The following is a 13292-nucleotide window of genomic DNA, read 5'->3' as shown; positions in this document are numbered from 1 at the left end:
ATGAAACTGATTATCAAACACATCATCCCTATCTGCCTTCTCTTCCTTATTATAGGTTGTTACAAAGACAAAGGCAATTACGATTATACCATACTGGATCAGATCCGTATCGACACCTCGCAGAGCAATATCCTTGCGGAGTACGCTATCGATCGTACGGACACCCTGCACATTGTTCCGAAAATATACTATAACGGTACATTATTGGATAACAGCAGCACGCTGGCAGACAAGGTATCACTAACCTGGTCCATCTATCAAAACTTTGCAAGCACCAATATCTATACCGTCGATACCCTTGGGCATACCATCGGTCTGAAGGCCGCAATGCTAAAGCCTGCCGGCAACTGGGTCGTCAAGCTTACCGTCAGAGATTTAAAAAACCAGACAGAAACATATCAAAAATTTGCGGTAACAATAAATGAGACCATTTCTGACGGGTGGATGGTACTGTATGAGCGCGAAGGCAACAGTGATGTGGGACTCATCGTGGACAGTCGAGTCAAAAACAATATCGTTAAAGAACGCTTATTTATTGATCTTATAAAAAACTCTAATGGCAGTCCCCTATTGGGCAGCCCGGTAACCATCTTACATCCTACCTCCAACCTGACTCGTGGCGGTGATTTAATAGTAGCTTCCAAGCATGATTTGGTAGGTATCAACAAATCAAATTTCGAAATCAGTTATCCTTTTAACAAACTGTTTTGGACGATTCCAAAAAATCGGAATTTGATAGGCTATACCACAAACGGCAGCAAAGAATTTGCACTCCATGATAACAGTCTACACAACATCAATTTTGCAGTAACTACGAGCAACCGTAATAATACCACCTTAAGTCCAGCTATTGGTAATGCCGGCATTCAATTGGCGCCTTGGCAACCCAAAAAATACCTAGCGGCTTTAGATGGTCTTGTTTTCGACAGTGCTGCCAAGCGCTTTCTGAAATTAACCAGTGGTGCGATCAGCTTTACGACTTTTAGCAACCAACCCAGTACTCCATATAGCTTAGACAATATTGACTTAGACTATGTAATGGCTGATTGGGGGTATGGTAACGGCACACCTGCCCTTGCTCACGAATACCTCGTGATGAAAAACAATAACCAAAACTACTATCTGCTACGTGCGAATTTCAACTCTGCCGTAGACAACACCATCCCAGTCAGCAAACTAGACATCAGCCATAACCCTGATATCCAAAATATTAATAGTCTAGCCGTGGCTTACGTCGGTCAATATTTGCTTTACGGAGCACGCGACAAAGTTTACCGACAATATTTCAGTACCAATCAAGTAGCCGAACCACTATGGACAGCTCCTACCGGTGAAGTAGTCACATCGGTTGCTTTGCAGAAGTTCTTCTTCCCAAGCTTTCATCTCGCCAATATTCTTCCAAATGGGAATCAGGTCGTTTACTTCGCTACTTGGAATGAAAGCACAAAAAATGGAAAAGTTTACTCCTACAAAATCGATCAGATCAATGGGAACCTCGATCTTTCTTCCCAAAAGGTTTATGAAGGTTTTGGCCGGATTAAAGAAATGTCTTACAAATGGAACATATAAATAATTTTAGCAACAAGAACATGAAAACAATTCGATTATTGGTATCCCTGCTCTGCCTCCTTCCAGTTTTAGCCTTAGGCCAAAATAAGAAAGTGAAAATTACAGGTCAATTCAAAAAAATAACAGGAGATTTTGACAAATTATACTTATTCTATAAGTACGATGGCGAACAGTTTCTAGACAGCTCAGCACTAAAAAATGGCAAGTACAGCTTTGAATTTGACCTCGCACAACCTGTGCAGGTGCGTATTATCGTATTTAAAGCCATTCCTGGCAGACCTGGCGCAGGCATTAGCAACCCAGACAATACGTTGTCCATTTTCCTAGAACCCGGGAATATCAAGCTCGAGAGTGAAGGTAAATTTTCAAATGTCAAAGTCAGCGGTTCAAAAAGCCATGCCGAATTTGAAAAACTCAACGCCTTAGCCAGTAACTATCAGGCAAAATCCATGGACCTCATGCGCAAGAGTCAGGATAAAAACCTGTCAGAGTCCGACAAGAAAGCCATTCAGGAAGAAGTCAAAGCTCTGCAGACACAATTGAAGGAAGATGTTTATGGTCGCTATATTCAAGATAATCCTACATCACCGATGCTTTTCTATGCCCTACAGCGTTATGCCGGGAGTTCACGGGAAGAAATGATGAAAGTATTGGAAATGTATAAAAAGCTTCCAGAAGAACAGCGGGATTCACGGGAGGGTATCGCCTTTGCAAAGAGGTTACAAGGTCAACTGGAAATCATGATCGGAAGCATCGCGCCAGACTTTACCCAAGCGACCCCTGATGGCGAGATGGTTTCTCTCTCCTCCACCCGTGGCAAATATGTATTATTGGATTTTTGGGCCAGCTGGTGTGGTCCATGCCGCAAAGAAAATCCACACGTCGTACAGGCATTTAATAACTATAAGGATAAAGGATTTACCGTATTCGGCGTTTCTTTAGACCGTGAAAGTGCTAAAGCCAACTGGATAAAAGCGATCGCAGATGACGGCTTAGGTGGCTGGACCAATGTATCCGATCTAAAATATTGGAGCAACGAAGCCGCATTAAAATATGGTGTCACCGGTATTCCACAAAACTACCTTATCGATCCCGAAGGAAAGATTATTGCCAAGAACTTAAGGGGTGAAGCGTTAGAAAAAGAGTTGGAAAAACTAATCGGAAAAAACTAGTCAAGTGGACTTAACGCAATAACAATTAATGGGGGAAATTCCCCCATTAATTTCTTCTAAGGAGTTTTACTACGCCATTCTAGGCTAGCAAAGCAGTCTCCGACACAGTCGGTGACTGCTTTCCAAAGTCAATAGCCTTCCGTCTCAACTTTAAACAGCTACTTTTTCTTTCGCTCTAGTAACCGTGAGATCGTATAGCTCGCCAGCGTACCGAGAGCCGCCATCACCATCGTCATGGCCCATGCCCCTTTAGCTATTAGACTGTAGTTGCTCACTAATAAAGTCCGCATTGTATATCCGATTTTGTATTTCTTTTGGTAGCGTAATCGTATCATTAATATATTTCTCGACAAGCATACTTGCAATCGGACCTGCCCAGGTACCTCCATATCCGGCATTTTCAACAAATACAGCTATAGCTATTTTAGGGTTGATACGTGGAGCAAAAGCAAAGAATACAGCATGGTAATTTCCATGGGGATTCTGGGCTGTTCCCGTTTTACCGCACATTTCTATCTCATCAATACGCAATCGATATCCTGTACCTCCAGGCACATTTACGACCCTACTCATCCCTTCGATCACGGGCTCATAGTGTTCTGCGTCCACGCCAGCACTCAACTTCTCTTGGTATATGGGATCTATTGTCTGTTGTTCGCCAATTGCCTTAATCAAATGTGGTCTGTAATAATGGCCTCTATTTGCTACAATGGCCATTATATTTGCCATCTGTAGCGGTGTGATCCCCAGCTCACCCTGTCCAATCGACAAGGAAATATTATAGCCCGATCGCCATTTATTACTACCATAGCGTTCAGTATAATAGTCTGAAGTAGGTATTAATCCTGGCTTCTCTCCAGGAATGTCAATTCCTAGCTTCTGCCCTATACCAAATTTTTGCAGCCCTTCGCGCCAAAGGTCATATGCCTTATATCCGGGCATCCCCCGACGATCTATCATATGCGCATAGGTATAGGCGTAGTAAGTATTGCAAGAGCGTTGTATAGATTTTATCAGATCGGTAGGTCCATCAACATGCTCACATCCCATTACGGCCTTTCCGGGACCGTATCTATAACTGCCTGGACAATAGAAAATGGTATTCTTATCGATCAGCCCGGCCTGCTGTGCAGTGAGTGCGGCCACGATCTTAAAAGCAGATCCTGGTGGATAATAGGCCTGTATGGGGCGTACGAACAGCGGGTGCGTAGGATCATTCAATAGTTTCATATAATTATTCCCACGGTGCCTTCCGGTCATCCTATTCGGATCAAAAGAAGGTGCACTTACAAAAGTTAATATTTCGCCGGTTGATGGTTCTATAGCCACGACTGACCCCATCTTGCCCTTCATAAGACGCTCGGCCAGAATTTGAAGATCCCGGTCTATCGTGCATTGTAGGCCATCACCACTAACAGACAGTGTATCGTACATCCCATCCATAAAGGATCCCATCGGCCGATTGAATACATCTACTACCTGCATCTTGACGCCACGTTGTCCCCGTAGTACTTTCTCATAAGTGCGTTCGATACCTGATGCTCCAATATAATCTCCAGGTCGATAGAATCCGTCTGATTGATCTATATCCCGTGAATTTACTTCTTTAATATATCCAAGTAATTGGGGAGCTATACTATCCGGATAGCTGCGTATGGTTCTTCGCTGTACATAAAATCCTTTGAACTTATCAAGATGTTCCTGTAAAGCAGCATAGTTGCGCGCGGATAATTGCCCCTCAAAAAGTGATGCCCGATATGATGAATATCTTTTAGCTTTCTCAAAACGACTTTTATATCCACTACTATCAATCCCTAAGAGATCACAAAATAAGGTTGTATCCATCTCGCATGTTTCCCTTGGCGTCACCATCAGGTCATACACGATCCTGTTCTGCACCAAAGGCCTACCGTTCCTGTCGTAAATCATGCCTCTCGCGGGATAGATCATTTCGGTACGTAATACATTGTTTCTGGCAGCTACTAAGTATGATCTATCTAATATCTGCATATAAAAGAGTCGGGCTACAATAATTAAGGCGCTTAATAAAAATATAAATTGTATTGCATACTTACGCTTGAAATAGTTATTCATTGATTATTTGAGTAATGTTAATGAGTTACCTATGCCCCGATCTGGAACATTTTTTTGATATATTAAAATATGAGCTTATAGCAGCTATTACAGAACGTATGCCGCTACGGTTGATATGCTACAAAAGTAGGGTTACCACTTTAGAAAAAAAAATTTAATTGGTATTAGTGCAATTGACTTTCATTCCTTTCTGTCGACCGTCCTGATTTAGTCACCCAATCGAGAGCTCCCAGAGGGATCATCTTAGATAATCTGAATTTGAGGCAAAAAAAAGCACAGCGAAAATCACCAGCATCTAACATCCGTAATGGTTATATTTTTGTACGTTTATCCCTTTAAAAAGTTTCCATATTACAATGTTAGGAGAAAAAAATCTTTTAAACTTCCTCCGTTCGCTTACTTCATTTTCAGAAGAAAGCTATGCATTGCTTCAACCTGCACTTGAAGAAAGAGAGCTTAAGAAGAACGACTTTCTTCTTAAAGAAGGAGAAGTATGCAGTTCATTGTTTTACATCGTGGACGGATATTGTAAAAGCTATTATGAAATTGATGGAGAAATTAAAAACACCGGTTTTTTCTTCGAGAATGAAATAGCTACTAATATCCAAAGTTTTGGGTCTGGAGAAAAATCTAAATTTAATATTATCGCCTGTGAAACTATGACAGTAGTTCTTTTTGCAAAAGAAAAGCTGTTTGAGATTGCTAAACAGTCACAGGAGGTTGAAGCTTTAGGAAGGAGTTGTATCCGTTTATATGCCACTAAGCAAGAAGAACTATTAACAGTCTTCCAACTCTATTCCGCACAGGAACGTTTAGAATATTTAGAAAATAAAAGGCCAGAAATTCTAAAAAGAGTATCGCTTTCTCAAGTAGCTTCATTCTTGGGCGTCAAAAGAGAAACATTAAGTCGTATTAGAAGACGTCGAATGTCACGATAACCAGATTATGTGACTATAGTCACAGGTTAATAATCCTTAAAATGTCTTTTTTTGCATAAAACATTTTAATATGCAAAAGCTACAAAAGATTGATGAACAGACCAATGTCCTAACTTGGTTTGAAATACCTGTATCAGATATTGATAGAGCGAAAAAGTTTTATGAGACAATCCTCGATATCGAGATGATCAAGCGAGGTGATGGTGAAGATGAGGGCGTCTTTTTTCCCTTTAACCCGAATATTGTTCAAGCCACATCGGGCAGAGTGACGGGGGTATTAGCCAAATCCGACAAAAACAAGCCATCCGATAATGGAACCGTGGTTTACATTAATGCTAGTCCAAGTATACAAACTGTCCTCGATAAAGTCGTGCCCGCCGGAGGAAAAATTATTGACCATAAACAGTTATTTGGTCCCGTAGGATATATTGCGGTAATTTTAGATAGTGAGGGGAATAAGATAGGTCTTCATTCAGAACTGTAAATACGAGCAAGTTGCCCTATCTATCGCTTTATTCAAAAGGTTGCTATAAGGCTACATACAGGAAAGAGCCTAAAGTTTTAGTTAGGCTCTTTCTGTCATGTAAAAGTGTGTACGTCCTACAAAAACTTCCTCCAACACCAATAAACCGCACCTCCAGCAGGAATCGCGAGTAATAACCATAACCATTTTAATAGCAGATTACTAGACTTCTTACTAAAGATCTGGTCCACCGTGCTACTCTTTTCTCTACTTACATCGTCATAATCATACGCCAATTCTGTTATTTGTTTGTGTACAGCGACCTGTTCGCCGTAGATTAGTTGATTGCCCAATAGGCACAAGTGTAAATGCTTTATAGAACAGCATTTTATAATAGCAATCCCTATGGACAGGCCATGTATAATAAAAAGAATAATTTTCAGCAGAATACGCTATAGTAAGGATAAGTATCGGAATATGAGGATCAAATGAGATGTAATAGCAAAATATTCGGAAGTTCAGATTTACTTTAAAAATATAATTTCTGGCCTGTACATTTGTATTAGAAAATCACGTTGCAAAACTGAATGATTGAGGTTTATATTGGTTAGTTCAAAGCGTCCAAGGTTCCCCACCGAGGACGCTTTTTGTATACCGTTGTAAAAGGTGACTATAAAATGGGGTAACCGGTTTCGAATTTCGCTTCTGACAGGACGAAAAAGGTCTGTACCTTATCTACATTCGGCAGTACAGCCAGTTTATTTCTTAAAAACATATGATAGCCTTCCATATCCCGGGTGACTACACGTAAGAGGAAATCATAGGAACCCGACATCTGAAAACACTCCATCACTTCGGCAAACTCCGCTACACTATCTTCAAATTTTTTGAGCGATTCTGCGTTATGCTCAACAAGGAATACCTGTGAGAAAGATATTAATCCTATTCCAATTTTTTGCCTATCTAAGATGGCGACCACTTTCTTGATGTAATTACTTTTTTTCAATCTATGCACGCGTTCATGTACAGTGGTAAGCGACTTATTAACCTTCAGTGCGAGATCTTTATTGCTCAACGCTCCGTTCTCCTGAAGTAAACGTAGTAGTTTAATATCTGTCTGATCTAAGTCCATGCGGTAATAAGTCTATTTTTGAATATTTGGGGATTTCAATTTCAATAAAATCTTATCATCTGAATGAACCGTGCGAAATATTCTGTCTTTTTTTTCCTCCAAAAACAGTGTCCGCTTTTCCCCACTTTCACTGTCGGGATAGAGGATAAGTTTATATATTTTGCTGGTCTTAACGGAATCCATCAATTGTCGTCACAATGACTTACTGCTTCATAAGAAATTATTCTACAAAAATCAAAAAAACCAGTAAAAACAACAATGGTAACACCGATAATTCGTAAAACATTCGCAAATGTTTTAAAAAAACAGGCGTTATTTCAGTATAAACGCAATCGATTGCGTAGATTTATTTATTTTTTCAGAAAGCTAAATCTCACACTTCATAGATGGTTTTAGCCCTCTCTTTATTCTCATCGACTTCTGCATAGCTTTCATCAATTTATGCATAATCGTTATTATCGAAACAGGATATATTTAAAGAAAGCTAACACCTCTTCAAACAATCATTAAAAACATCGCTTTCAAAATTTGAAACAGCCTTTTTCAATGCAAAAAAACGTTGATTCATAATATTTCTTTCATTAAAATATCGCGTTAACAAAATTGATTTATCAAGGAACATATCTCTGATCTTAATTATGTTATGAGTACATAAGTCCTTCCTAAGTTCTTCATTCATACTTGATCGAATAAATAAGGACATCTGCCGATATTCTTCTTTCAACACCATAATTAACAATCCGTTGACCGTTCCAAAATAAGCATAAAACTTTGTTTTCGAACAAGCGATACGCAGTAGCAATTCTTCCAGTTTTAAAGACTTGAAACCCACATCTAAAACATACGCTTTAGACTCTACTAAAGCATTTCGGATGAAATCGGCTTCTTTAGACATATTAAGATAGGGTTATAAAATAAATTTCACGATCAATGCCTAGTGTACATTGATCAATAGCAAAGGTTCTTCCATGTACAGTATACCATAACGGTGCAGTCCTTTGGTCGTGTCCAATGTGTCTTCCAAAAAATAGACTTCTTTACCTTCATTTTCCAGTCGCATCGCGACCCGATCTAATAGATCAAGGTCCCCCCCTACCAGTACAAATAGGTGATAGAGATCCACCAATTCGGTAGGCATGTACTCACCTTGCGAAGCATTTAGCAACAGAGGCAATGTATTTATTCTTTTTCTCATAATTTAATTGATACAAAAGTAATTATAACCGATTAATAGATCATGTGGGCGATCGGAAAGAGCTCCGATAGCCCACATGATCTGCTACCAATTACTGCCAGCCGCCCCCTAGAGACCGATACAGTGTCGTGATAGCACTTAGTTTTTGTGCCTTGATTGCTGCAAGATCCAACTCGGCCTGCAGTTTATTATTTTGTGCTACGATGATGTCCAGGTAGCTCGCCATGTCCTGGCGAAATAGTTTGTTTACCGTCAATACCGACTCCTGTGCACGCGTAGCCAAACGTTTTGTTATCTCTTCCTGATCTCCCAACAGCTCGATTGCTGCTAGCGAATTCGAAACTTCGCCTACCGCACGGAGCACGGTCTGTTTGAAATCAATTTCTGCCTGCTCAGCCATAATCTTATCCTGCTCATACTGCGTTTTCAACTGCTTACCATTCAGAATAGGTTGCGTTATAGAACCAGCAATTGTACCAAATAACGACCCGGGAATACTAAACCAATCGCTGGCTTTAAAAGCGTTTAGCCCACCTTGAGCAGTAATACGCAATGACGGATACATGTTTACTTTGGACACATGCACCTGTGCCAGTGCCTGCCGTACATACAGCTCACCACTTTTCACATCCGGCCTAAACCTCAGCATTTCCGCCGGCAGTCCCACCTGTTTGAATTCCGGAGTAGGCATCTCCGACAGTCGCGTCCGGTTAGCGATTTCACCTGGCATTTTACCTGTCAGTAGGCTCAAACCATTTTCCTGCGTGACGAGCGCCTTCTTCAGTAATGGGATAGTCGCTAAAAGTTGATCTTTTGCATTTTCTTGTTGCTGTACAGACAGACTCGTAACTATACCCATTTTTTTCTGAATATGGATCATGCGCAACGTGCTGTCGATCAGTTCTAGATTACGATGGCTTACATCCAGCTGCATATCCAGCATCAACAAGTTATAGTAGCCCTCTGCGATCTGTGCTACCAACTGTGTCTGTACCGCTTTAGCAGCTTCCTGCGTTTGCAAAAAACTAGCTAGGGTAGCTTCCTTACGACCTTTTATTTTGCCCCAGACATCGATTTCCCAAGAAATATCCAGGGCGGTATTATAATCTTCGACATAACTCTTGCCTGTAAACTGTCCCATCATGCTACCGTTCATACTGTTGTTGGATGGTCTATTAATGGCTGCCGTACCTACATTCAAATTTACCGTAGGCACATAGCCCCATTTGGATTGCGTATAGGCCAGTGATGCAATATCGATCTGTTTGAGCGCAATCTGCAGGTCATTGTTATGTATCAAGCCCTGTTCGATAAGGCGGGTCAATGTACTGTCTACAAAAAACGTATCGTAAGGGATCTGTGCAATACTGCTACTATCCGCTGCCATCACAAAAACCGTATCTTTGATCGATCGAAACTGATCGGGAACTGCTGCAGCCTCCATTGTAGGCTTGTGGACTGCACAGCCTGCCATTGCCGTCAGGATCGCCCCTACGCCCACCCATCTAAATAATTTACTTTCTATATTTGTCATCATTGTCGTTTGCTCTTAATTATCCGATACTGCTTCGTCATACTCCCACACGTTTTCATCCAACTTTTTGCCACTTAAGCGTTCCTGTAGGTATTGAAATACAACAAATAAAACCGGCGTGATAAACACCCCTAAAACGGTTCCGAACAACATACCGAATACGGCGGCATAGCCTATAGAATGATTACCGATAGCCGAAGGCCCTGTTGCAAATAACAGAGGCAACAATCCCGCAATAAATGCCAGTGAAGTCATCAGAATAGGACGCAAGCGCGCTTTGGCCCCCTCTACCGAAGCCGCTACCAGACTTTTCCCGGCACGGCGACGCTGTATTGCAAACTCCACGATAAGGATCGCATTTTTGGCCAATAATCCGATCAACATGACCAAAGCTACCTGCACATAAATATTATTTGAGAGATCTGCAAGCGTAATACCCACAAACACTCCTACTAGTCCCGTAGGAATCCCCAACAATACTGAAAATGGGAGCAGATAGCTCTCATACTGTGCGGCTAATAAGAAGTACACAAATACCAGACAGAGCCCAAATATCACAACTGACTGTCCGCCCGAATTTTTCTCTTCTCTACTCATCCCTTTGAGATCGTAAGAAAACCCATTAGGTAGGTTTTGTACGCTTACCTCTTCTACTGCCTTCATCGCCTGCCCCGTACTATATCCTGGTGCTGCCATCGCTGTAATACTGATCGCATTAAATAAGTTATGATGATCTACAACCTCCGGTCCGGATGTAGGTTTTAGGGTTGCGATCGAACTGATCGGAACCATCTCGCCCAGTTTGTTTTTTATGCGGATCACATCCAGTGAAGACGGATCATTACGTGCTTCCGGAGCAGCTTGCATTACCACACGGTAATATTTCCCAAACCGGTTAAAGTCCGAAGCCTGTGTACTACCATAGTACCCCTGCATCACAGCCATCACATCGGATACATTGATCCCTAACTGTTTTGCTCTCACCTCATCCAACAGCAATTCATACTGCGGATACGAGGCGTTAAATGTAGAAAAAGCCATCATGATCTCTGGTCGTTGCATCAAACTTCCCATATACTCATTAGCGATATCGTTAAATTTGGTCAGCGATCCAGCTGTACGATCCTGCAACACCAGTTCCATACCCGAAGTATTCCCAAATCCTGGTACCGTAGGCATGCCTAACACAAAAAATGAACCTTCTTTCACCACGCCAAGTTCGCCTTGAAGCTGCCCTGTGATCTGGTTGATATCGCTCACCTCACCTCTGTCCTTGCCCTTCTTAAGACGGATCATCAATACGGCACTCGATGAGGAGGTACTGAAGTTTAACATATTCAGTCCTGTTACCGATACCGTTGTCTCTACCGCAGGATGCTTGTCGACAATGGCACTGGCTCTGTTGACCACTTGTGTAGTACGGTCCAGCGAGGCACCTGGAGGCAAAGTCACCGTCGCCATCAAAAACGACTGATCCTCATCCGGAATAAAACCAGTAGGTGTCGTCGTAAACATCCATGCACACAACGCTACGATAGCTCCCAGTCCAATAAATGCCACAGACTTACGCTTGATCAAAAAAAGCACAGAACGCCCATAACGGAAAGTCATCCGATCAAAGGCAGCATTAAATCCAGTAAAGAAGCGCTCTTTGAAGCTCATTTTCTTGTGCTTATCATCCTGATGCTTATCGTGCTGTTTCAATAGTATAGCACACAGTGCCGGGCTTAGCGTCAGTGCATTCACGGCAGATATCACAATAGCGATCGCTAGAGTTAATGCAAATTGCTGGTAGAACACCCCTGTAGGTCCCTCCATAAAACCCACTGGCACGAATACTGCGGACATCACCAGCGTGATAGAGATGATTGCCCCTGTAATCTCACTCATAGCTGACATCGTAGCTGCACGTGCGTTGAGTCTTCTTTTTTCCATCTTGGCATGCACCGCCTCGACGACCACGATAGCATCATCCACCACGATACCAATCGCCAGTACCAATGCAAACAGTGTCAACAAGTTGATAGAAAAGCCAAACAACTGCATGAAGAAAAATGTACCTACAATAGACACCGGCACAGCAATGGCCGGGATCAATGTCGATCGGAAATCCTGCAAAAAAATGAATACGACAAGAAACACGAGGATAAATGCTTCGATCAAGGTTGTGATGACTTGATCAATAGACTGATCCAGCGACTCCTTTGAACTGTGCATGACATCATATTTCACCCCACTAGGGAAAGAACTAGCAAGCTCTTCCAAGCGCTTGCGCATGGCGATCTCGATCTCATTGGCATTGGATCCTGCCGTTTGAAAAATCGCTACCATGACCCCCTGCTTGCCATTGTACAAGGTCGATATCCCATAATCGTAGGAACCAAACTCAACTTTTGCTACATCTCTCAAGCGCAACGCACTGCCGTCACTATTGGCACGCAAGAGGATTTCCTCATATTCAGACGGTTCACTGTATTTTCCTTTATAACGGATCACGTAGTCAATAGCTTCCTTGCTACGCTCACCAAAACGTCCCGGAGCGGCCTCAATATTCTGCGCCTGGATCGCTGCTCCCACTTCTTGCGGGCTGATATTGTACGAAGCCATCCGTTCAGGATCCAACCATACCCGCATCGAATAATCTTTATTACCAAATATCATAGCATCTCCTACCCCCTTGATACGTTTCAGTTCGGGTACCACGTTGATCTTCGCATAATTTTCGATGAATAGGTCATCAACCTCACCATCCTCACTATAAAACGATACCATGGCCAAGATACTATTCTGTCTTTTCATGGTAGTCACCCCGATCTGATTTACCTCTGCCGGCAGTTGACTCGTCGCCTGTGCGACACGGTTCTGCACGTTAACGGCAGCCTGATCTGGATCTGTGCCCAGCTTAAAAATAACACTCAGCATCAGGTTGCCATTACTTGAGGTCGAGGTGATATAATCCATATCCTCGACTCCATTGATGGCATTCTCCAAGGGCGGAGCTACCGATCGCGCGATGACTTCGGCGCTTGCCCCGGGATACACCGCTGTCACCGATACACTGGGAGGAGCGATATCCGGAAATGAGGTGATCGGTAGTGAATTTATACCTACCACCCCTAATATAACCAATAATATGGATATGACCGTAGCGAGTACAGGCCTTTTAATAATCTTTTTTAACATGTATTCCTGATT

General features: G+C 42.2%; 11 protein-coding genes. 4 read left to right on the top strand and 7 right to left on the bottom strand.

All coding sequences use genetic code 11. From position 1 onward, the window contains the following. A complete protein-coding gene (locus JKG64_RS00510; RefSeq protein ID WP_210352383.1) occupies positions 1-1569 on the top strand; it encodes a PKD-like family lipoprotein in 1569 nt (522 codons plus the stop codon). A 20-nt stretch (positions 1570-1589) separates the two neighbouring features. Then, complete coding sequence (locus tag JKG64_RS00505) at positions 1590-2741, top strand: TlpA disulfide reductase family protein (RefSeq protein WP_210352382.1); 1152 nt, start codon at positions 1590-1592, stop codon at positions 2739-2741. Between the two features lie 249 nt (positions 2742-2990). Here the strand turns inward: JKG64_RS00505 and mrdA are convergent, their stop codons facing one another. Next, a complete protein-coding gene (gene mrdA / locus JKG64_RS00500; protein WP_210352381.1) occupies positions 2991-4835 on the bottom strand; it encodes a penicillin-binding protein 2 in 1845 nt (614 codons plus the stop codon). Positions 4836-5191: 356 nt separating this feature from the next. On the opposite strand from mrdA, the gene JKG64_RS00495 reads away from it, so the two are divergent. Together JKG64_RS00495 and JKG64_RS00490 are read left to right on the top strand one after the other, a co-directional pair. Continuing rightward, positions 5192-5773: a Crp/Fnr family transcriptional regulator gene (locus tag JKG64_RS00495; RefSeq protein WP_210352380.1), complete on the top strand. Its 582-nt coding sequence runs from the start codon at positions 5192-5194 to the stop codon at positions 5771-5773. A gap of 70 nt (positions 5774-5843) precedes the next feature. Then, positions 5844-6257, top strand: coding sequence for a VOC family protein (locus tag JKG64_RS00490; protein WP_210352379.1), 414 nt, complete (start codon positions 5844-5846; stop codon positions 6255-6257). A gap of 116 nt (positions 6258-6373) precedes the next feature. Here JKG64_RS00490 and JKG64_RS00485 read toward each other — a convergent pair whose 3' ends face one another. The 6 genes from JKG64_RS00485 to JKG64_RS00460 all read right to left on the bottom strand — a co-directional run bounded on the left by JKG64_RS00485 (position 6374) and on the right by JKG64_RS00460 (position 13280). After that, positions 6374-6589, bottom strand: a complete 216-nt coding sequence (locus JKG64_RS00485) for a hypothetical protein (protein ID WP_210352378.1) — start codon at positions 6587-6589, stop codon at positions 6374-6376. Positions 6590-6906: 317 nt separating this feature from the next. Then, on the bottom strand, positions 6907-7368 hold the full coding sequence (locus JKG64_RS00480; protein WP_210352377.1) for an Lrp/AsnC family transcriptional regulator: 462 nt from the start codon (positions 7366-7368) through the stop codon (positions 6907-6909). Between the two features lie 484 nt (positions 7369-7852). After that, on the bottom strand, positions 7853-8263 hold the full coding sequence (locus JKG64_RS00475; protein ID WP_210352376.1) for a hypothetical protein: 411 nt from the start codon (positions 8261-8263) through the stop codon (positions 7853-7855). Positions 8264-8302: 39 nt separating this feature from the next. Beyond that, complete coding sequence (locus JKG64_RS00470) at positions 8303-8563, bottom strand: hypothetical protein (RefSeq protein ID WP_210352375.1); 261 nt, start codon at positions 8561-8563, stop codon at positions 8303-8305. A gap of 91 nt (positions 8564-8654) precedes the next feature. Continuing rightward, positions 8655-10100: a TolC family protein gene (locus JKG64_RS00465; protein WP_210352374.1), complete on the bottom strand. Its 1446-nt coding sequence runs from the start codon at positions 10098-10100 to the stop codon at positions 8655-8657. A 12-nt stretch (positions 10101-10112) separates the two neighbouring features. Then, on the bottom strand, positions 10113-13280 hold the full coding sequence (locus tag JKG64_RS00460; protein WP_210352373.1) for an efflux RND transporter permease subunit: 3168 nt from the start codon (positions 13278-13280) through the stop codon (positions 10113-10115). Positions 13281-13292: the final 12 nt, after the last annotated feature.

This window comes from Sphingobacterium tabacisoli (assembly GCF_017908035.1).
Lineage (GTDB): Bacteria > Bacteroidota > Bacteroidia > Sphingobacteriales > Sphingobacteriaceae > Sphingobacterium > Sphingobacterium tabacisoli.
This window is presented reverse-complemented; position numbering and strand designations above follow the sequence as displayed.